A 20,305-nucleotide genomic window follows, 5' to 3' on the forward strand; every position below is an offset into this window, starting at 1 on the left:
GTGGCGTCACACCCACGGAAGGATCAGCATGGACACCCCCGCCGAGCGGCTCCCCGGAGCCGACGAAGAGAACCTCGTCCCCGAGTCCGACGGTCTGGCCGCCGACATCCCCGCCGGCGCCGCGGGGGCCGACTCCGGCGCCGTCGGAACGGCGCGGATCGATCCCGACGACGAAGCGCGCCTGCAGAACATCTCGAGCCAGAACGACCTGCCCGGCGTCGGCACCCGCGCCGCCGACGGCCTCACCGAGCGGGACTCGAGCGAGGGCGGGTCGACCTCGCGCCACACCGAGGACACGCAGGGCACCGATCACCACACGACCGAGAGGACGCCCGCCTCTCCCCCGCGCGACGCCGACGGCGGCGAGGCGCACGTGGACGCCGACGACCCGATCGCGGCGTTCCAACCGGGCGTCGGCCGCGACTCGGCGGCATCCAGCAAGATCGCCCAGCGACTGCCCGACCCCGACGACGCCTGACCGGCTCGCGCGGGAGGTTCCGCCGCCGGCGCCTCCCGCGCCCGGTCCCCCCGACGGGCTCGCGAATCCCCCTCCTCGCCGGAGGTCGAGCCCGTGCCGTCAGTGCGCCAGACGCAGCGCGTCCTCGGCGAGGTGGAAGAAGTCGGACATCGCCCCCGACACCGCCACAGCGTCGGTGTCGGCCATCATCAGCACCACCGTCGCCTCCCCCGTCTCATCGCGCACGAACCAGCTGCCAGTGAGCACGCCGCGGCTCGATCCACCCTTGAACGCCACGTACGGCCACGTTCCGACGTCGAGTCCCTGCCCCGGGTTCTCGCTCAGGATGGCGAGCACCTCGGCATCCTGCGTCTGCTGCAGCGCGCGATGCACGGCGGCGACGTCGGCGGCCGAGGCGAACCAGTCGAAACCGTCCTGCCACTCGGGGGTGACGACCTTCTCGCCTTCGACGGCGAGCGGGGCCGCGTCGATGCGGTCGAGGAGCGCGCGCTTTCCCGCCTCGTCGGCCGCCTCCCACTCGGCGCGGACGGCGGGGTCGCCCCAGCCGAGCGTGAACAGCTCCTTGGTCGAGACGAAGGGCCGCAGCGCGGCGGGGTCGGAATGACCGCTGCGCGCCACCGCCGCCTCGACGCGCTCGCGTCCGAGCCGGGCGATCAGCAGGTCGGTCGCGGTGTTGTCGCTGATGCGGATCATCGCCGAGGCCGCCTCGCGCACCGACACCTCGGTGCCGGTGGGCGCATCCTGCAGCTCGCCCGAGGGGAGGCTGCGGTCGTCGTCGTCGAGCACGAGCGTCTCGTCCCACGACAGATCGCCGGATGCCACGGCATCCGCCACCGCCAGGAGCACGTACAGCTTGAACACCGATGCCAGGGGCGCGGAGCGGTCGGCGTCGATCGACACGACCGTCTCGTCGCCGCGCTGCACGAGCGCGCTCACCTGGCCGGGCAGCTCGCGCAGCCGCTGCTCCACCTCGTCGAGCGAGGTCGAGGGTTCCCACGCGGGGGCGACCGGACCCAGCAGCATCGTGGTGACGCGCCCCGCGGAGTCGATCGCGAGCGTGAGGTCGAACGGGTCGCCGAGGGCACCGGCGAGCGTGGCACGGGCCTGCGTCTCGGTCCCGGTGTAGGCGGTCACGGTGAAGGGCGCCGCCGGACGGATCTGCCGGTTCACCATCTCGGCGACCTGCTCGGCCGGCACCTGCTTCTGGAAGTTCTCGTCCAGCACGCGGGCCCACGCGCCGGGGGTGGTGTCGTCCTCGGCCTCGAACACGTCGATGATCCACGTCATGCGCTCTCCCACCGGGGTGGCGGGGATGTCGACGGATGCCGCGGGACTCCCGCTCGGAGCGGGTTTCGCGCTCGCGCACGCGGTGAGGGCGGCGACGGCGACGAGCGAGACGAGGGCGGCGAGGCGACGGGCGAGAGTCACGGGGGTCCTTCCGGCGGGGTCCTCCCACGCTACGAGCGCGCGGCGTCTCCCGCCTCCCTCTCACGGCGGAGGTGCGCGAAGCGGCCGGCCGGGCCTCCGGCGCGCCGGCGGCCGCAGTCCCGCGGAGTCAGGCCCTCGGACCCCTGCCCCCGCCGCCGTCCCGCGGAGTCCGACCCCGACACGCCGAGCCACGGCATCCCCCACCACCCCGACAACCCCCCACTCCGCACGACGGCACCCCACCGCGAGACGTCGGGGCGCGGGACACCGGGGCGCGGACACCGGGGCGCGGGGCGACACCCCGCGGACGGCCGCCGATGCGGCGTGTCCGCGGGATGCCGCCCCGGGGCGCTCAGCGCGACGCGGTGCCGCGCGATCCCGCGGCCACGGCGCGGCGCGCCCGCCACCCGAGCAGGAGGTCGATCACCACGAACGCCGCGAGGGTGCAGCCCACGAGCGGCAGGAACAGCCCGATCGCGATCGCGACGACGAGGACCGCCGCGATCCCCCACCACGGCGCGCGACCGAGCACCCCGCGCGCGGGGGCGGTGGCGAGACCGCGGGTCGGCCGCCGCTTCCACCACATCGCGTATCCCAGCACCACCAGGGCCGCGATACCGAGAGCGAGCGCGAACAGCACGAGCTGGTTCACGAGGCCGAACATCGTCCCCATGTGCAGGTCGATCCCCCAGCGCGACAGCTTCGCCAGCAGCGGGAAGTCGGCGAAGTCGATCCGGTCGGTCACCTGCATGCTCGATCCGTCGATCGCGACGGCATCCACCTCGGTCGGGAAGCTGCGGTGGATCTCCTGCACCACCCACGCCTTCCCCGCGGCGGCCGGGGGTTTGATCTCGACGTCTCCGCTGTTGACGTTGATGCGCTGCGCGATCGCGAGGACCGCGTCGAAGGTCGCGGGGTTGGCCGCACCCGTCGGCGACGAGGCCGCGCCGCCGTGTCCGGCATGCCCGGCGTGCTCACCGCCCGCGGCCGCCGCGCCGTCGAGCGAGGTCGTCAGCGCGGGAGTACCCTCTCCGACGGCGGCGCGCAGGTCGGACACGTGGGCTCCCGCGAACGTCGACCAGGTGATGCCTGTCGCCGAGAGGAACACCGCGCCGAGCACGACCCAGATCCCGACCGAGGTGTGCCATCCCGACAGCCGTCGGTACCCGGTGTGACGGCGGTTGGGGCGCAGCAGGTCGCGGCGTCCCCGGCGCGAGCGCACGAAGCGTCCGAGCCACAGCCCGAGTCCCGCGAGAGCGACGATCCCGAGCCAGGATGCCGCGAGCTCGCTGTACCAGCGCCCTGCATCGCCCAGGTGCAGCGAACGGTGCAGGTCGCTGATCCAGTGCCGCAGGGGCAGGGCGCCGCTCGTGCCGTAGGCGGGGAGGTCGCCGCGGATCTCGGTCGTGGCCGGATCGACGAAGATCGCCCGCGTGGTGCTCTCGGGCAGTGTCTCGTCGGCGAACATGACGCGCGTGGCCGCCCCGGCCTCGGGGGCGGGGCGCACGGCGACGGGCGTCGATCCGTCGCCGAGGTACGCCTCGGCCGCTTCGATCTGCGCGGCCAGCGGCACCCCGGCGGCATCCGAGGCCGCGGTCAGCTCGTGCGCGTAGACGACCTTCTCGAGCGTCGGGGTGACGGCGTAGAGGGCTCCGCTCACCGCCGCGACGAGGATGAACGGTCCCACGAGGAGACCTGCGAAGAAGTGCAGGCGCCGCAGCAGCGGGGTGAACCATCCGCCGCGGCCGGGACGCCTGGCCGCACCCGGGCGGGGAGCCGGTGCCTCCGCGGCGGGCTCGGCGGGTTCGATGGTCGTGGTCACGACAGGATCCCCTCTCCGATGAAGCCGCCTTCGCGGCATCCCGGTGGCACCGCGAACACCGCCGATCCGATGGGGGTCGTCCACTCGTTGAGGAGATCGAGCTCGTCGAGTCTGCGTTGGATGGGCACGAACTGCCTTTCGATGTCTGCTTGGAACGACACGAACAGCAGGCCCGCGTCGCTGACCGCGCCGGCGAGCGGCGTCTGGTCGTAGTTGTAGCCGCGGCGGAAGATCCGCTGCGTGGGGTCATCCGGACGCGAGCGCCGCAGGTGCGAGAACTCGGCGATGACGGGGAAGCCGATGGCATCCGTCGCGTCGAAGTCGGGTTCGTCGAACTCGTCGGTGCCGGTGAGAGGGGCGCCCGTGGACTGGAACCTCCCGACGGCCTGATCGCGGCCGGGGCGGTCGAGGTGGTCCCACTTGTCGAGGTCCATCGCGATGCGCCGCACCACCATCCCGGTTCCCCCGGCGAGCCATCCCTCCCGCGCCCAGACGATGTCGTCGAAGGCGGTGGTCCCGGGCACCGGGTTGGCGGTGCCGTCGACCTGGCCGAAGAGATTGCGCATCGTCGTCCCGGGGCGCTCGGTGCCGTGCGCCCGACGGAAGCCCTGCTGCACCCACCGCACGGCGGCGAACCCCCGCGCGTCCTTGAGCAGCATGCGCGCCGCGTGCGCGACGGTCACGGGGTCGTCGGCCGCGACCTGCAGCAGCAGGTCGCCGTCGCCGTACTCCGGCCGGAGGCGGTCGATCCCGAACGCCGGGAGCGGCTGCAGCCACGCCGGGGCCGACGCTCCGGCGCGCGAGACGAAGACCGGTCCGAACCCGAAGGTCACCGTCAGTCGCGCGGGGGCGACGGCCAGCTCGGGTTCGGTGTCGGCCAGGGCGCCGCGCCCCTGGGTGAGCCGGGCGGCGTCGTCGGTGAGGGTGCGCATGAGCCGTCGCATCCCGTCGCGATCGACCTCGGCGAGAAGGTCCAACGCGATGAGCGAGACGTGCGCCTGCGCGTCGGTGTCGACGCCGGCCTGATGCGTCCCGTAGAACGGCACGGTCGTCTCGCCGTTGAGCGGCGTCGACGCCCCGGGGTCCTGCGCGCGGGCGGACACGGCCGCGTCGATCCCGATCGCCGCCGCCGCCCCGACGCCCGCGACCGCCCCGCCGAGCAGGAAGGTGCGTCTGGTCGCACCTCCGCTGTCGGCGGGGCTTCTGTCTCGGCGGGCCATCAGTGACCCATGTCCATGTCGCCCATGTCGCCCATGTCGCCGCCCTCGTAGTTCTCGTTCGCGCCCGAGAACTCCTTCACGGGAGCGGTGATCTCGGCCGTCGAGTCGTCGGCGAAGGTGAGCGTGATGGTCGTCTCCTCGCCGGCGCGCAGCGGCGAGGTGACGTCCATGAACATGAGGTGGTTGCCGCCGGGCGCGAGCTCGATCGATCCGCCCGCGGGGATGACGAAGCCGCCCTCGACCTCGCGCATCACCATCTGACCGGACTCGTTCGGCACGGTCTCGTGCAGTTCCATCGCGGAGGTCGCCTCATCGGTCGCCGAGACGACCGTGAGATCGGTGTCGCCGTCATTGCGCAACTGGCCGAAGCCGGCGGTCATGCCGCTGTCGGCGGCCTTGACCCACACGTCGGTCGAGGAGAACGCGTCGGCCTGTGACGAGGTGGGGGTGGTGGATGCCGGGGCGGAGCAGCCCGCGAGGGCGAGAACGGCGGCGGCGGCGAGGGCGCTGAAGCGCAGGGTACGAAGGGTCATGAGAAGCCTTTCAGGACTGTGCGTCGCGCGCGGCGCGACGGCGGAGGAAGAAGAACACGATGAAGATCGCGAGGGCGACGGCCGCTCCCGCTGCGGCGACGAACACGACGCGGGGGATCCCGGCCGCATCGTCGACCACCGGATCGGGTGCCGCCTCGGCGGCGGGGACCGCGGCGGCGCGCTCGAGGGGAGCGCCGTCGCCGACGGTGAAGGGCACGACGCCCGAGATGGGATGACCGTCGCTCGAGACGACGCGCCACCGCACCTCGTACCCCGCCGCGGGCAGCTCACCGCGCAACGGCACGGTGACCACCCCCGCGGAGAGGAGGGGGTCGGCGCCCGCCCAGTCGACGCCGTCGGCGTCGGCCACGACGACCTCGGCGCCCACGTCGAGCACGTCGGCCGAGAAGCTCAAGGAGATCTCATCGGGGGCGGATGCCAGACGCTCACCCTCGGCGGGTGTACTGGACAGGAGTTGATCGTGGGCGGATGCCGGGACGATCGACGCCAGAACGACGGCGACGGCCACGACGATCCCGCCCGCGAGGGCACGGAAACGGAACATGGGGCACTCTCCGGGTGCACGCGGCACCCGTACATCGGCGCCCGTGCGCAGGCACGGGGCCGCAGCCTCGCGAGCACGGCGGACGAGCAGCACGCGCGGCGATGCGGGGAGGCATCGGCGTGGCGTCCGTGGCCGGCGCACGAGGGCACGGGAACGAGAAGACGTCCGGACGACGTCGAACGACCCCGCCCGGGCGCACGAGGCCCCGTCGGGATCGACCACCCCGTCGCCGACTCAGGCCGACGGGGCGGAACTCACGCGGTCCGTGCCGGTGGCCCGCGCCGCCTCGCGGATGCGACGGTGAGCGCCGAGACGGGCCGCACGACGGCCACCACCTCGGCTGAGACGCGGCGCAGCGGCGCCGGGCCGAAGGTCGCCGCGATGATCCGGGCGCGCGCGCGGACCCAGGCGATCGAGCGCTGGGCGAGCTCGCGCAGCGCCGCGAGCGTGCGTTCCCCGCGGTGCAGGGCCACGGTGGTGACGAGGGCCGCGACGGCGTGCCACGCCCACATCCCGGCATCCGTCGTCATCACGTGCGGCATGGCGCCGCTGGTGACGGCGGCGGGCACGGCTCCGTGGACATGCCCCTGGGCTCCCGGCCGATAGCTGCCCAGCACGAAGAGAGTGTGGAACAGCACCTGGCTCACCGCGACCGCCAGGCCGAGCCGCAGCGCCGAGGTGCGGCGGCCGGCCAGCGCGGTGCACGCGACGAACGAGAGCGCGAGCGGCACGACGATGCCCAGGATGCCGGGAACCTCACCGCCGCCGGAGACGTGCGACAGCAGGGCGACGAAGGTCGCGACGGCAGCGGCGGCGGCACCGCGCGCGACGCGCGTGCCCCGGCCGTGTCGTCGCATGGCCTCCATTGTGTCAGTCAACGGCGCACCCGCCCGACCGGATCGTCGCGACGTCGAGCGACCGCGCGCCCCCGAGGACGACCGGCTCGCTACGATCGGCTGCGACGACAGGAGTCCCCGTGGCCGATCACCCGCCTGCTGCGCACCCCCGCGCCGTCGTCACCGGCGCGAGCGGATTCGTCGGGCGAGCGCTGACCCGCGCGTTCGCGCAGGACGGCTTCGACGTCGTCACCGTGGGCCGCTCCGGCGACGCGACCTGGGCCGATCCCGACGGCATCGCGCGTCTCGTCGACGGCGCCGACGTGCTCGTCAACCTCGCCGGCAAGATCGTGTCGTGCCGATACACCGACGCGAACCGCGACGAGATCCTGCGCTCCCGTGTCGACACCACACGGGCTCTCCACACCGCCGTCCGCACGGCAGAGCGACCGCCGCGCGTGTGGATGAACGCCTCCACCGCCACGATCTACCGGCACGAGACCGAGAGCGGCAACGACGAGATCGACGGCGTGATCGGCGAGGGTTTCTCGGTCGACGTCGCCACGAGCTGGGAGCGCGCGTTCTTCGCGGGGGATCTTCCCGAGACCCGGCGCGTGGCCCTGCGCATGGCGATCGTGCTCGGCGACGGCCCCGCCACCCGCATGCTCTTCGCCCTCGCGCGTCTCGGGCTCGGTGGTCCGCAGATCGACAGCTGGTGGTTCCCGCACCGCCGCTACCGCGGGATCGGCGCCCACCCCACCGGTCCCGTGTGGTCGTCGTGGCACCGCACGCGCGGTCACCAGCGCTTCAGCTGGATCCACATCGACGACGTCGTGGCATCCGTCCGCTTCCTCCGTGATCACGACACGCTCTCGGGGCCGGTGAACCTCGCCGCGCCGGGGGTCGGCGACAATCGCACGCTCATGCGCGAACTGCGCCGGGTGGCCCGGATGCCGTGGGGCCTGCCGGCCTGGCGGTGGATGCTCGACCCCGCGATGGCGATCCTGCGCAACGAGCCCGAGCTGGTGCTGAAGAGCCGGTGGGCGGTCCCGCGCGTGCTCACCGACGCCGGATTCACCTTCGCGTTCCCCGAGCTGGGGGCCGCCCTCGACGACGTCGCGGCGACGCGGCGGCCGCGGGCGCGCGACCTCTTCTCCGCCTGAGCGGCGGGGCGGGGTCGAGACCCCGCGGAACGACGTCGCCGCCCCGACGCGTCCGGCCGAGGGCGGGACGCGCGGAGCGGCGCGACGACGGGGGTGCGGCGGTCAGACCTGTCGGCGGATGAAGCGCATGAGCGCGGCGATGACGCCGATGATCAGGATGACGATCCCGATCCAGAGCAGGAACTTCACGGCCTCGACGAAGACGCCGAGGAAGAGGAGCACGAGGCCGACGATGACGAGGATGATGGCGAGAGCTGGCATGCGGTCCACCCTGCACCCCCGGGCCGACGCGCGCGGCGGCCTTGACACGCGTGGGGCCGCGCGACAGGGACGTGTCAAGACGGTCGCGGACGCGGCATCCGCCCACTAGCGTCGGGATCACCACGACCCCGAGGAGGCGGCAATGGCCGAGCGCGACGTCAACGGACACGGCACGGAACCCGGTGAGGGCGCGTACACCGACGTCCAGCTCCCCGACGGGAAGATGGACCACGGCAGCGCGGACGAGGCCGGCGAGTACGTCGACCGCCAGAACGCCGACGGCAGCGAGAGCCGGTCGCGCGTCGACGAGGCCGGGGCCTACACCGACGTGCAGCAGCCCAGCGGCCACGAGGCGCGCGAAGACGTCGACGACCCGGGCGAGTACACCGACCGCGATCGCTGAGTCAGCGGTTCAGCGTCTCCGCGGGGGTGACGCGATGCATCTCGCGGTAGGCCCGCTCGAACGCGGCGACATCGGCGAAGCCCCATCGCGCGGCGATGACGGCCACGCTCGAGCAGCTCGGATCGGCCGCGATCAGGTCGGCGTGCGCGGCGCTCACACGCGCCTGCGACAGATAGTCCTCGGGGGTGGATGCCAGATGTCCGTTCGCGAGGAACGCGCGGCGCAGACCCTTCGTCGAGGTCCCCACGGCGCGGGCGGCATCGTCGATCGTGACGGGGAGCGAGGCGTGGTCGTCGATCCACGACGTCGCCGACGTGTAGACCGACGCCTGCTCGATCGCCGACGCCCGACGCTCGCGGGGGTCGCCGGCGAGGGGGAACGTCTCGAGCGTCGCCGCGGCGAGGGAGCGGCGCACCTGGGCGCGGACCAGGGGCTCGGCGAGCAGGGGGGTCTGCGTGAGCGCCCACCGCATCGTGGCCAGCCAGTAGTCGCGCATCCGTCGCGACACCGGGCCGGTGCCGTCGAAACGCACCTCGAGCTCGTCGTCGCCGTACATCGTCCGCGCCGCCTCGGTGAGCCATGCCGCGTCGAAGGTCAGCAGATCGACCTCGGTCTGGTTCGGCCGGCCCGAGAGCTCCTGGCCGGGTTGCACGAGACCGGGCTCGACGCTGTAGTCCCCCGCGCACGACCCGATGCGCCACGCGAGACCGGGACCCGAGGTGGCGAAGAAGAACCGGTCCGCCTCGTAGGCGATCTCGGCGCGGCAGGCCCACGTCAGCCTCCGCAGCGCGAAGCCGGCATCTCCGACCGCGTGCTCGGCGATCGCCGCGCGGTCGGCGAGCAGATCGACGCGCCCGTAGTGCGCCTGGAGCCAGGCCTGCGTGTCGGAGGCGTCGGTGGTGCGGACGCGCGCATCGAAGAAGTCGTTCATGGCGAGGGGCGCTCGTCCCCGGAAAGACGTCGCGACAAGGCCCATGATAGTTAACCCCCGCTTCGAAACAGCCTGGAAAGAGCCTCATGACCGGTGAACCCGTCATCCGCCCCATCACGCCCGACGACGCCGGCGAGGTGCTGACGATCCAGCGCGCCGCGTTCGCGAGCGAAGCCCTCATCTACGGCGATCCCGACATGCCGCCGTTGACGCAGACCCTCGAAGAACTCGCGGCCGAGCTCGTCGAGAACCTGGGCTGCGTGGCGGTGACCGACGGACGTCTCGTCGGAGCCGTACGCGCTCGGCGAGACGGCGACCTGCTGCTGATCGGACGCCTGGCGATCGCCCCCGACCAGCAGGGCGAGGGCCTGGGCACGCTGCTGCTCTCCGCGGTCGAGGAGCGCGGGCGCGCGGCCGGGGCGAGCACGGCCGAGCTGTTCACCGGCGGGCTCAGCGAGGCCAACCAGCGGCTGTACGAGCGCGAGGGGTACGAGCGCACCGAGACCACCGCCGACGGCGAGATCTTCTACCGCAAGCCGCTCGGCGTCTGACGAGCCCCGGGTGGCTTCGACAGGCTCAGCCACCCCCACACCCAGGTCCCTGAGCTCGTCGAAGGGACCGAGACGCGCAGAAGGGCCGCCGCCCGATCCCGGACGACGGCCCTTCGGCGCGAGGCGCTTACGGCGTGGGCATGCCGCCGTTGACGTTCAGCGTCTCGCCGATGACGTAGCTCGACTCGGCCGAGGCGAGGTACACGTACGCCGGCGCCAGCTCGGCCGGCTGACCCATGCGTCCCAGCGGGGTCTCCTCGCCGAACTCGTCGACCTTCTCGTCGGGCTGGCCGTCGGTGACCTGCAGCGGCGTCCAGATGGGGCCGGGGGCGACCGCGTTCACGCGGATGCCCTTCGGCGCGAGCTGCTGGCCGAGCGCCTTGGTGAAGGTGTTGATGGTCGCCTTCGTCGAGGCGTAGTCAACGAGGATGGGCGCGGGCGAGTACGCCTGGATCGACGTGGTGTTGATGATGGTCGAGCCGGGCTTCAGGTGCGGCACCGCCTCCTTGCAGATCCAGAACATCGCGTACACGTTCGTCTTGAACGTGTCGTCGAACTGCTCGTCGGTCAGCGTCGTGACGTCCTCGTTGAAGATCTGCTTGCCGCCGTTGTTGACGACGATGTCGAGGCCGCCGAGGCCGTCGACCGCTTCCTTCACGAGCGTCGTGGCGTACTCGCGCTCGCGCAGGTCGCCGGGGATCTGCACCACCGTCGCGCCGGCGTCGCGCAGGATGCCGGCGATGCGGTCGGCATCCACCTTCTCCTCGGGCAGGTACGACATCGCGACCGACGCCCCCTCGCGGGCGAAGGCGATCGCGGTGGCCGCGCCGATGCCGGAGTCGGCGCCGGTGATGAGCGCCTTGCGCCCCTTCAGGCGGTCGCTGCCGACGTAGGTGTCCTCGCCCAGCGCGGCCTTCGGGGTGAGGTCGGCGTCGAGGCCGGGCTCCTTCGCATCCTGGGACTGCGGATCGATGTCGGCGTAGAGCTTCGCCGGGTCGGTGAAGGTGTACTGCGTGCTCATGGCGAGTCCTTTCATAGGGGGGATGCCGAGGCGGGGACCGCCCCGGCGGAGGATCAGCGGTCAGCGAGCTCGGCGTCGTCGACGAGGTCGCGGATGACGAGGGCGGCGTTGATGAGGGCGAGGTGGCTGAGGGCCTGCGGGAGATTGCCCCAGAAGGCCCCGTCGGATTCGGCGATCATCTCCGAGTAGATCCCGACGTCGTTGCCCTGGGCGACGAGCGCGTCCATCGCCTCGAGGGCCTCCGCGTGACGTCCCACGCACGCGAGCGCCGTCGCGCGCCAGAACGCACAGGCGACGAAAGTCTGCTCCTCCTGGTCCATCCCGGTGTACCGGTAGACGAGGTGGTTCTCCGTGGTGAGGCGCTCGGTGATGGCATCCAGGGTCTTCGACATCCGCTCGCCGCGGTCGAACCCCGTGGGCGCGTGCAGCAGTACGGAGGCGTCGAGGTCGTCGGTTCCGGGGGCGAGGGTGTAGGCCTGCAGCGTCTCCGACCAGCAGCGCTCCTCGACCCAGCGGTGGATGCGATCGCGCTCGGCCCGCCAGCGGTCGCCGTTGTCGGGGATGTGCCCGCCCTCTGCCAGCCACTGGGCGTCGTCGAGGGCCTTCCAGCACCCCATCTTCGACGAGGTGTAGTGGCGCAGCTCGGGCAGTTCCCACATGCCCGAGTCCTCGCGGCGCCAGAGGTCGCACGTGCGGTCGGCCACGTCGGCCAGCAGCCGTCCGGTCTGGATGTCGAGGCGGTTGCCGGCTTCGACGTAGGTGCGGCACAGCGCGATGAGGTCGCCGTAGACGCCGAGCTGCAGCTGACCCTGCGCGGGGTTGCCGGTGACGACCGGCTGATTGCCGTTCCAGCCGGGCACCTGGTGCTTCTCGAGGCCGATCTCGGCGTCGCCGTCGAGGGTGTACATCACCTGCACCTCGGGGCCGTTCTTGCGGATCGTGCGCAGCAGCCACGAGATCGCGGCGTGCGTCTCCTCGCGCAGGCCGAAGCCCACCCAGGCGTGCGCCGTGTAGGCGAGATCGCGCACCCAGGCGAAGCGGTAGTCCCAGTTCTTGCCCCCGCGGGGGTTCTCGGGCAGCGACGTGGTCGCGGCGGCCGCGATGGCGCCGGTGGGACTGAACAGCAGGAGTTTCAGGGCCAGGGCGCTGCGCTGCACGTCGTCGGCCCACGGACCCTCGTACGAGAACTCGTCGGACCACATCTCCCAACCGCCGATCGTGCGGTCGATGCCGCGGTCGACGTTCTTCGCGTCGGGGATGCGCAGGGGCTCGCCCTCGGTCGCGGCGACGACGAGCAGGTGCCGCGACCCCTTCGTCGTCGTGAAGCTCCCCTCGATGCTCTCGTTACCGGCATCCGGATCGCCGTGGAGTCCGTGCTCGTGCCCCGTCACCGCGAGGGAGACGTGCCCGATGCGCATGATCGAGAACCCGTCGATGCGCTCGGTCCAGGGGGCCGCGGAGCGCAGCATGGTCCCGGGCTGCACGCACCACGAGAACTCGACCTCGCCCTTCACGCCGTCGACGCGGCGGGCGAGCTCGGCCCAGGGCAGTCGACCGGCGATACCCGTGACCATCGCGTCGGTGACCGTCGCGACGCCCGTCGCGGTGGTGAAGGTCGTCTCGAGCACGTTGGTGTGCGGGATGTAGCGACGAGTGACCTCGTACTCCCCCGCCGGTGCGAGTCCGATGCATCCGCCGGCGCCCTCGTCGACGAGACGGGCGAACACCGGCCGCGAGTGGATGTTCGGCAGCGGCAGCCAGTCGACCGAACCGTCCAACCCGATCAGCGCGACCGTGCGGCCGTCGCCGATCGCGGCGTAGTCGCGGAGGGGCCGGGAGGGGGCGGGCGGTGTCAGGGGCACGAGCCTCACGCTATGAAAGGCCGCCCCGAGCCTCCCCCGGGGTTGTCGTCCGCGTCCGGAGCGGCTACGGATCGGCCGGTTACCTCTCCACCGACGCCCTCGCAACCCCCGCCGCGCGTGAGAGGACCCCGCCTAACGTCGCTATCGACCGTGAGCGAAAGGAACGCGCATGTCCACCACCACGAAGGACGCCCCCACCAAGAACCGCCGCCGCCCCGCGCGCGGAGGCAGCGGTCCCGAGACCACCGACGAGCAGAACGCCGAGAAGGGCTTCCAGGCGTCGGAGCAGCTGACCGACGCGCTGCAGGCCGTGCTGGTCGACCTCATCGAGCTGTCGATCCAGGGCAAGCAGGCGCACTGGAACGTCGTCGGCAAGAACTTCCGCGACACGCACCTGCAGCTCGACGAGATCATCGACGCCGCCCGCGAATTCGGTGACGAGATCGCCGAGCGCATGCGCTCGCTGCACGCCCTGCCCGACGGCCGCAGCGACACCGTCGCCGAGACCACCACCCTGCCCGAGTTCCCGCAGGGCGAGGTCGACACGGCCGAGGTCATCGACCTCATCACCGAGCGTCTCGACGCCGTGGTCGGCACCGTCCGCGACGTGCACGACGACGTCGACGACGAGGACCCCACGAGCGCCGACATCCTGCACGGCGTGCTCGAGCGCCTCGAGCAGCTCTCGTGGATGGTCAGCGCCGAGAACCGCGTCGCCCGCAAGTCCTGAGAGACGACGAACACACCGGATGCCGGGGCCTCAGGGCCTCGGCATCCGTCGTTCGTGCCGGGTCCGGGCGCCGCGCCGCTGGTCGGCGCGGACGCGCGCCGTCAGCCGCGCGCGATCAGCAGCGGCGGCTGCGGCCCCTCGAGTCGTGCGAGCGACGCCTTCATCTCGACGATGCTGTCGTTCATCCCGGCGATCTTCGCGGTGATGTCGAGGATGTTGGCATCGATCTTGAGGAGCCGGTCGTCGATCTGCCGTTCGCGCGCGTCGATGCGGGCCATGCGCTCGTCGAACCGGGCGTCCGCACGATCCATGCGGGCGTCGGCGCGTTCCATGCGGGACTCGAGACGGTCGAACCGGTGGTCGATCTGCTCGAACCGCTGGTCGACCTGCTCGAACCGCCGGTCGACCTGCGCGAACCGCTGATCGACCTGCGCGAACCGCTGATCGACCTGCGCGAAGTTGCGATCGGTGCGACGCTCGACCCGGTCGAGCATCCACTTCATGCCCCCGAGGATCGCCGCCGAGAACGTGAGGAAGAAGGCGGCGAGGGCGACGAACATCTGCGCGGTGTCGAGGGTCATGGGCCGTCCTTCCTGTTCGCGGGGTGGGTCCAATTTACGACACCGCCAAGCGGGAGTCGCATGCCTACATGCGATCGGTGGAGAACTTCACCCTCCGTGCGGCGGGGGAGAACCCGTCAGAGCCGCAGCACCTCGGTGACCCGCACGATCGCGGTGCCCTCCTCTTCCGAAGCGGCGAGATCGACCTCGGCGCGGATGCGCCAGTCGTGGTCGCCCGCGGGGTCGTCGATGGTCTGCTCGACGCGCCACACGCCGTCGGCGGCGGCCGACTCGTCGATGTCGACGTAGGCCGACGACCGCGCGGCGCCGTCCGTGCCGATCGCGTCGTGCTCGTCGAAGTAGCGGTCGAGAGCGTCCGGCCAGTCGGCATCCGGATCCAGTTCGACGAGATCCTCGTCGCGCTGCAGCGCGGCGAGCTGCACGCGCCGGAACATCTCGTTGCGCACGAGCACGACGAACGCGCGCCGGTTGGTCAGGATCGACGGCGGCGCGGGCGGCACCACGGGGGCGGACGGATCCTCCGCCGGGTTGATCAGCTGCTCCCACTCGTCGACGAGGCTCGAGTCGACCTGCCGCACGAGCTCGCCGAGCCAGGCGATGAGGTCGAGCAGATCGGGGGTCTGCGCGTCGACCGGCACGGTCTGGCGGATCGCCCGATAGGCGTCGCTGAGGTAGCGCAGCACGAGACCCTCGCTGCGGGCGAGCTGATACAGCGAGACGTACTCGCCGAACGAGCAGGCTCGCTCGAACATGTCGCGGACGACCGACTTGGGCGACAGCTCGAAGTCGCGGATCCACGGCTGACTCGACGCGAACACCTCGTAGGCCTGCGCGAGCAGATCGTCGAGGGGCTTGGGCCACGTGATCTCCTCGAGCAGCTCCATGCGCTCGTCGTACTCGATGCCCTCGCGCTTCATCGCCGCCACGGCCTCGCCGCGCGCGCGGAACTGCTGCTGCGACAGGATCGGCCGCGGGTCGTCGAGGGTCGCCTCGATGACGCTGACGACGTCGAGCGCGTAGTGCCCCGTGCCGACCGACGACGCCGGGGGCGCGGCATCCGGCCCCCTGCCGAGTTCGACGTCGGGGTCGAGCATCTCGATCGCGGCGAGCGCGAACGGCGACAGCGGCTGGTTGAGGGCGAAGTTCGGCTGCAGGTCGACGGTGAGCCGAATGCGCGAGTCGCCAGGATCTGTCGCCTCGGCACCACCGGAAGCGACAAGATCTGGCGACTCACGCGGGGGGACGACCTCGACCACTCCGGCCTGCACCAGGGTGCGGAAGATCGCGATCGCGCGGCGGGCGAGCTCGTACTGGCGGGCGCGGGGCTCGTGGTTGTCGAACACGAGCGAGCGGACGTTGCCGAAGACGTCGCCGCCGCGCGCGATGACATTGATGAGCATCGCCGCGCTCAGCTTCATCTGCGGCACGAGCGGCTCGGGCTCGGCCGCGACCAGGCGGTCGTAGCTCTGCTCCGTCCAGTTGACGAAGCCCTGCGGCGCCTTCTTGCGCACGATCTTCTTCTGCTTCTTGAGGTCGTCGCCGGCCTTCGCGATCTGCGCGGCGTTCTCGATCTCGTGATCGGGCGCCATCACGACCACGGTCCCCGCGGTGTCGTAGCCGGCGCGGCCCGCACGTCCCGCGATCTGGTGGAACTCGCGCGCCGAGAGCTGGCGCATGCGCGTGCCGTCGTACTTGGTGAGCGCCGTCATGAGCACGGTGCGGATCGGCACGTTGATGCCGACGCCGAGGGTGTCGGTTCCGCAGATGACACGCAGCAGTCCCCGCTGCGCGAGCGTCTCGACCAGGCGCCGGTAGCGCGGCAGCATCCCGGCGTGGTGCACGCCGATGCCCGCGCGCACGTAACGCGACAGCGTCTTGCCGAAACCGGTGGTGAAGCGGAACCCGCCGATGGCCTCGGCGATCTCGTCGCGCTGCTCGCGCCCGATGATGCGGATCGACGACAGCGCCTGCGCGCGCTCCATCGCGGCGGCCTGCGAGAAGTGCACGACGTAGACGGGCGCCTGCTTCGTGTCGAGCAGCTCCTGCACCGTCTCGTGCACGGGCGTGCGGGCGTACTCGAAGTGCAGCGGCACGGGACGCTCGACGCCGGTGACCCGCGCGGTGGGCCGACCGGTGCGGCGCGAGAGGTCATCGGCGATGTCGTCGACGTCGCCCAGGGTCGCCGACATGAGGATGAACTGCGCGCGGTTCAGCAGCAGCAACGGCACCTGCCACGCCCAGCCGCGATCGGCCTCGCCGTAGTAGTGGAACTCGTCCATGACGACCTGGTCCACGTCCGCGTCGGCCCCCTGTCGCAGGGCGAGGTTCGCGAGGATCTCGGCGGTGCAGCAGATGATCGGGGCATCGGAGTTGACCGAGGAGTCGCCCGTGACCATCCCGACGTTCTCGGCGCCGAAGATGTCGACGAGGGCGAAGAACTTCTCGCTCACGAGCGCCTTGATGGGTGCCGTGTAGTAGGTGCGGCCACCCCGGGAGAGGGATGCCGCGTGCGCGGCGATCGCGACGAGCGACTTGCCCGTACCGGTGGGGGTGGACAGGATGACGTTCGCCCCCGACACGATCTCGATGACCGCCTCGTCCTGCGCGGGGTAGAGCGTCAGCCCGCGCGAGGCGGCCCACTCCACGAAGCCCAGGTAGGCGGCATCCGGGTCGACGCCGGCGGGGACGTGCTCGAGGAGGGGGATCACTCCCCCAGCCTCTCATCCGACCGGTCGATCGGCGGAGCGGATGCCGCGGCAGGCGGCGATCGCGACCCGCTCGGCGCCCCGCTGCGAGAGCGTTCCCGCGCGCACCGCGCCCACGGCCCCGCCCCGCCTCAGCCCTTGTCGCTGAAGACGCCGACGTTGTCGCCGTCGTAGACGAACTGCACGCTCGTACCGATCGGGAAGCGCGCGATGAACTCCGCCGGCATGCCGTCGGCGACGACGAACTGCACGGTCGCGGGAAAGATGCCGGCCCCGCATCCCCCATAGACGAAGTTGCCGCGGAAGCCGTTGCCGCCGTCCTGCCCGACCTCGTCGGTGTCGAGCAGGTAGAGGCACGGGCTGCGGTTCTCGCTCGCGTCGATCTGCGCCGTGCCGACGAACGCCGTGACGCCGTAGAAGTCGGCGAACGCCCGCTCGTCGCCCGTGCGCTGCCCGAAGATCGCGGGGGTCTGCGTGCCCGGATCCTCGGTGAGGGTGGCCACCTGCGGCGCTCCCCGCGACGTCGAGACCGGAACGAAACCCACCCCCGCGGTTGTCGCCGCGCTCGCGACCGCGGCGACCACGGCGAGCGACGCCGCCCAGATCCACAGCGTGCGCCGCGAGCGCACGAGGGGGGCGCGCTCGCGAGGGCGCGGGGCGTCGTCGTCTTCGTCGTCTTCGTCGTCTTCGCCGTCGGTCTCCGGCGCGACATCGGTTCGGACGATCGGTGCGAACGGGTCCGCGGCCGGAGGCGCCGGCGGAGCCGACGCGGGGGCCGCTCGCTCGGCGCGCTCGAGTTCTTCAAGGGTCGTCAGCCGGGCGTAGGCGGCGGGGTCCGTGTCGATGTCGGCGCCGGGACCGTACGCCCGGGCGCGCAGCCGCCGCAGCTCCTCCCGCACGCCATCGTCCACCCTCGAAATGCTTCCACACCTCGCGCGCCCGAGGGTCGTCTCCGGTACATGCGCGGGAATAGATCAGGATGCCGCGCGTTGCACCGAGCATGCGCTCCTTCGGCACACTCTCCTTCGGCCACTACGGCCCCCTCGGCGGCGGGCACCACCTGTCGGCGGGCGACTCGATGCTCCAGGCGATCGATCTGGCCCAGGGCATGGACGACCTCGGCGTCAACGGCATCTCGTTCCGCGTGCACCACTTCGCGCGACAGCAGGCAGCCCCCATGCCCCTGCTGGCGGCGATCGCCGCGCGCACCTCGCGCATCGAGGTCGGCACCGGCGTCATCGACATGCGCTACGAGAACCCGCTCATGCTCGCCGAGGAGGCGGCATCCGTCGACCTCATCAGCGGGAACCGCCTCGCGCTCGGCGTCAGCCGCGGCTCACCCGAGACGGTGCAGCGCGGCTACGAGGCGTTCGGCTACACCGGATCGCAGGACGCCCGGGGCGCCGATATCGCCCGCGAGCACTTCGACCTGTTCCTGCGCGCCATCGAGGGCGAGGGGCTGGCCGAGCGCGACCCGATGAGCCCCTTCGGCGGCGGCACCGGACTCCAGCGCATCGAGCCGCACTCGCCCGGCCTGAAGAAGCGCATCTGGTGGGGTGCCGGCACGACGGCCACCGCCGAGTGGGCGGGTCGCATCGGCGTCAACCTCATGTCGTCGACCCTGCTGACCGAGGCCGACGGCACGCCGTTCGACATCCTGCAGGCCCAGCAGCTCGACGCCTTCCGCGCGGCCTGGCGCGAGGCCGGTCACGCGGGCGAGCCCCGCACCTCGGTGAGCCGTAGCATCTTCCCCATCGTCACGGCCGAAGACGAGATGTACTTCGGCGGATCCGCGGGCAGCGACCAGATCGGCGTGATCGACGGCATGCGGTCCACCTTCGGCAAGACGTACGCGGCACCGCCCGAGGTGCTCGTGGAGCAGCTGCAGAACGACGCCGCCGTCATGAGCGCCGACACGCTCATGCTGACGATCCCGAGTCAGATGGGCGTGGAGTTCAACCTCCGCCTCGTCGAGAACTTCGCGAAGCACGTCGCCCCCGCCCTCGGCTGGCAGTCGACGCTCGCGACGGTCTGACGCCCCCCGAACGGACCCGGATGCCGCCCCCTCGGCATCCGGGTCCGTTCGTCGTTTCGTGACGCGAGAGGCGGACGGGTGACGTTCGGTGCTCAGCGAGCGGGCGGAACGGGCATGGTGCCGTCGAGCGTCCACCCGTTCTCGTCCACCGCGCCCGTGGCATCCGCTGCCGCCGCCTCGGGGTGGGCGTACAAGAGGCTCACGAGTCCGCGCTCACGCCACATCGTCTGGCGGCTCATCGAGTCCTCGTACATCCAGAACGCTCCTCCACCGGTGCGGCGACGCAGCTCGTCGAGCCACGCGGCGTAGGCCGGGTCGGATCCGGATGCCGGCGCGAACGGCCGCGCCAGTTCGATGAACCGATCGGCGAGGGTCTCGACCGTCCAATCGGTCCGCCCGTCGTGGAACACGTCGTCCCGGCCCGCACTCGAGTACGCGAGGAGGACGTTGCTCTCGCGTGGCACGGAGCCCTCGTCGACCTCGCCCGGCTCGGGGACGAAAACGCGGCACCGCCAGTGTCCCGTCGCGTAGAGATTCGCGTTGATGCGGATGCCCTGCCACCCCCGCTCGTGCGCACGCGACACGGCCGCGACGAGGAGGAACGGCGCCCCGGTCACCGGGAACCCGCCACCCCGCGCGAGCGCGCGATGGTCTGCGAAACGAGATACTCGCCCCACGCGACCGCGTACGCGCCGAGAGCGGCCCACACCCAGACCGGCGCCAGCGCACCTGCGACGCCCAAGAGCCCGGCCACCGTGAGCGCGACCACGACCGCGAGCACCGGGACGACACCCCCGGATGCCGCAGCCCCGCCGTCGGTTCTCCAGACCACCAGCAGCGCCCCGGCGGTGGCGATCAGGAGGATGAGGGGCGTCCACCACGACCCGAGCGTCCCCATGACGATCGAGGCCCCGACTCCCGCGATCCCGAGGGAGGCGGTGCGGAGGAGACGAACGCGGCTCGAACGATAGACGGATGACACGGGGCTCCTCGGGTATCGGAACGTCCAGCGTATCCGCCGCCTTCGATCGGCTGCGGTTGCCGAGAAGTCCCCGGGAGTCGCCGCAGATTTCCGCCCCGGTCCCTCCGCCCACCTCCTCCGCCCCTCTAGCCTGGTGCGAGGGGGCGCACCCGACGCGCCGCCCTCATCGGTCGACGTCGACACCGTGCATCTCGCACA

General features: G+C 71.9%; 21 protein-coding genes. 6 read left to right on the forward strand and 15 right to left on the reverse strand.

The window, feature by feature from the left end; genetic code table 11:
- The first annotated feature begins 28 nt into the window (after positions 1 to 28).
- The gene (locus tag FB047_RS08560; RefSeq protein WP_136586746.1) at positions 29 to 478 is read left to right on the forward strand and encodes a hypothetical protein; all 450 of its coding nucleotides are present in this window, start codon (positions 29 to 31) and stop codon (positions 476 to 478) included.
- A 99-nt stretch (positions 479 to 577) separates the two neighbouring features.
- Here FB047_RS08560 and FB047_RS08565 read toward each other — a convergent pair whose 3' ends face one another.
- From FB047_RS08565 to FB047_RS08590, 6 genes are all read right to left on the reverse strand, one after another.
- Positions 578 to 1,906, reverse strand: a complete 1,329-nt coding sequence (locus FB047_RS08565) for a serine hydrolase (protein ID WP_136586747.1) — start codon at positions 1,904 to 1,906, stop codon at positions 578 to 580.
- Between the two features lie 352 nt (positions 1,907 to 2,258).
- Entirely contained in the window at positions 2,259 to 3,767 is a 1,509-nt protein-coding gene (locus tag FB047_RS08570) for a PepSY-associated TM helix domain-containing protein (protein WP_136586748.1), read from the reverse strand.
- On the reverse strand, positions 3,725 to 4,948 hold the full coding sequence (locus FB047_RS08575; protein WP_136586749.1) for a Dyp-type peroxidase: 1,224 nt from the start codon (positions 4,946 to 4,948) through the stop codon (positions 3,725 to 3,727). Before FB047_RS08575 ends, FB047_RS08570 begins: the two co-directional genes overlap by 43 nt.
- A complete protein-coding gene (locus tag FB047_RS08580; protein WP_136586750.1) occupies positions 4,948 to 5,481 on the reverse strand; it encodes a copper chaperone PCu(A)C in 534 nt (177 codons plus the stop codon). Before FB047_RS08580 ends, FB047_RS08575 begins: the two co-directional genes overlap by 1 nt.
- Positions 5,482 to 5,491: 10 nt before the next feature.
- Positions 5,492 to 6,046, reverse strand: a complete 555-nt coding sequence (locus tag FB047_RS08585; protein WP_136586751.1) for a copper resistance CopC family protein — start codon at positions 6,044 to 6,046, stop codon at positions 5,492 to 5,494.
- Positions 6,047 to 6,300: 254 nt separating this feature from the next.
- The gene (locus FB047_RS08590; protein WP_136586752.1) at positions 6,301 to 6,903 is read right to left on the reverse strand and encodes a hypothetical protein; all 603 of its coding nucleotides are present in this window, start codon (positions 6,901 to 6,903) and stop codon (positions 6,301 to 6,303) included.
- A gap of 119 nt (positions 6,904 to 7,022) precedes the next feature.
- On the opposite strand from FB047_RS08590, the gene FB047_RS08595 reads away from it, so the two are divergent.
- Positions 7,023 to 8,045 (forward strand): epimerase, encoded by a 1,023-nt coding sequence (locus FB047_RS08595; RefSeq protein ID WP_136586753.1) that lies wholly within the window; start codon positions 7,023 to 7,025, stop codon positions 8,043 to 8,045.
- A 102-nt stretch (positions 8,046 to 8,147) separates the two neighbouring features.
- Here the strand turns inward: FB047_RS08595 and FB047_RS16895 are convergent, their stop codons facing one another.
- Complete coding sequence (locus tag FB047_RS16895; RefSeq protein WP_167494188.1) at positions 8,148 to 8,306, reverse strand: hypothetical protein; 159 nt, start codon at positions 8,304 to 8,306, stop codon at positions 8,148 to 8,150.
- A 142-nt stretch (positions 8,307 to 8,448) separates the two neighbouring features.
- Between FB047_RS16895 and FB047_RS08600 the strand changes: the two genes are divergently transcribed.
- Positions 8,449 to 8,709 (forward strand): hypothetical protein, encoded by a 261-nt coding sequence (locus tag FB047_RS08600; RefSeq protein WP_136586754.1) that lies wholly within the window; start codon positions 8,449 to 8,451, stop codon positions 8,707 to 8,709.
- A 1-nt stretch (position 8,710) separates the two neighbouring features.
- On the opposite strand, the gene FB047_RS08605 is transcribed toward FB047_RS08600, so the two are convergent.
- Complete coding sequence (locus tag FB047_RS08605; protein ID WP_136586755.1) at positions 8,711 to 9,640, reverse strand: helix-turn-helix transcriptional regulator; 930 nt, start codon at positions 9,638 to 9,640, stop codon at positions 8,711 to 8,713.
- A gap of 86 nt (positions 9,641 to 9,726) precedes the next feature.
- Between FB047_RS08605 and FB047_RS08610 the strand changes: the two genes are divergently transcribed.
- Positions 9,727 to 10,191 carry a GNAT family N-acetyltransferase gene (locus tag FB047_RS08610; protein WP_136586756.1) on the forward strand — a complete coding sequence of 155 codons (465 nt, stop codon included), beginning with the start codon at positions 9,727 to 9,729 and terminating at the stop codon, positions 10,189 to 10,191.
- Positions 10,192 to 10,318: 127 nt separating this feature from the next.
- Here the strand turns inward: FB047_RS08610 and FB047_RS08615 are convergent, their stop codons facing one another.
- Both FB047_RS08615 and FB047_RS08620 read right to left on the reverse strand, forming a co-directional pair.
- Positions 10,319 to 11,212 carry an SDR family oxidoreductase gene (locus FB047_RS08615; protein WP_136586757.1) on the reverse strand — a complete coding sequence of 298 codons (894 nt, stop codon included), beginning with the start codon at positions 11,210 to 11,212 and terminating at the stop codon, positions 10,319 to 10,321.
- Between the two features lie 53 nt (positions 11,213 to 11,265).
- Positions 11,266 to 13,074 carry a glycoside hydrolase family 15 protein gene (locus FB047_RS08620; protein ID WP_205822801.1) on the reverse strand — a complete coding sequence of 603 codons (1,809 nt, stop codon included), beginning with the start codon at positions 13,072 to 13,074 and terminating at the stop codon, positions 11,266 to 11,268.
- Between the two features lie 169 nt (positions 13,075 to 13,243).
- On the opposite strand from FB047_RS08620, the gene FB047_RS08625 reads away from it, so the two are divergent.
- The gene (locus FB047_RS08625) at positions 13,244 to 13,804 is read left to right on the forward strand and encodes a Dps family protein (RefSeq protein WP_116536354.1); all 561 of its coding nucleotides are present in this window, start codon (positions 13,244 to 13,246) and stop codon (positions 13,802 to 13,804) included.
- Between the two features lie 101 nt (positions 13,805 to 13,905).
- Here the strand turns inward: FB047_RS08625 and FB047_RS08630 are convergent, their stop codons facing one another.
- From FB047_RS08630 to FB047_RS08640, 3 genes are all read right to left on the reverse strand, one after another.
- Positions 13,906 to 14,385 carry a hypothetical protein gene (locus FB047_RS08630; protein WP_136586758.1) on the reverse strand — a complete coding sequence of 160 codons (480 nt, stop codon included), beginning with the start codon at positions 14,383 to 14,385 and terminating at the stop codon, positions 13,906 to 13,908.
- Positions 14,386 to 14,501: 116 nt separating this feature from the next.
- Positions 14,502 to 17,093: a DEAD/DEAH box helicase gene (locus FB047_RS08635; protein WP_136586759.1), complete on the reverse strand. Its 2,592-nt coding sequence runs from the start codon at positions 17,091 to 17,093 to the stop codon at positions 14,502 to 14,504.
- 128 nt (positions 17,094 to 17,221) lie between these two features.
- Positions 17,222 to 18,001, reverse strand: a complete 780-nt coding sequence (locus FB047_RS08640; RefSeq protein WP_136586760.1) for a hypothetical protein — start codon at positions 17,999 to 18,001, stop codon at positions 17,222 to 17,224.
- Between the two features lie 89 nt (positions 18,002 to 18,090).
- On the opposite strand from FB047_RS08640, the gene FB047_RS08645 reads away from it, so the two are divergent.
- Positions 18,091 to 19,125, forward strand: coding sequence for an LLM class flavin-dependent oxidoreductase (locus FB047_RS08645; protein WP_136586902.1), 1,035 nt, complete (start codon positions 18,091 to 18,093; stop codon positions 19,123 to 19,125).
- A 92-nt stretch (positions 19,126 to 19,217) separates the two neighbouring features.
- Here the strand turns inward: FB047_RS08645 and FB047_RS08650 are convergent, their stop codons facing one another.
- Together FB047_RS08650 and FB047_RS08655 are read right to left on the reverse strand one after the other, a co-directional pair.
- Positions 19,218 to 19,742: a hypothetical protein gene (locus FB047_RS08650; protein ID WP_136586761.1), complete on the reverse strand. Its 525-nt coding sequence runs from the start codon at positions 19,740 to 19,742 to the stop codon at positions 19,218 to 19,220.
- Positions 19,739 to 20,107 (reverse strand): hypothetical protein, encoded by a 369-nt coding sequence (locus tag FB047_RS08655; RefSeq protein ID WP_136586762.1) that lies wholly within the window; start codon positions 20,105 to 20,107, stop codon positions 19,739 to 19,741. The genes FB047_RS08650 and FB047_RS08655 overlap by 4 nt, the downstream gene beginning before the upstream one ends.
- Between the last annotated feature and the right edge of the window lie 198 nt (positions 20,108 to 20,305).

Origin of the sequence: Microbacterium hydrothermale (genome assembly GCF_004854025.1) — a bacterium.
GTDB lineage: Bacteria > Actinomycetota > Actinomycetes > Actinomycetales > Microbacteriaceae > Microbacterium > Microbacterium hydrothermale.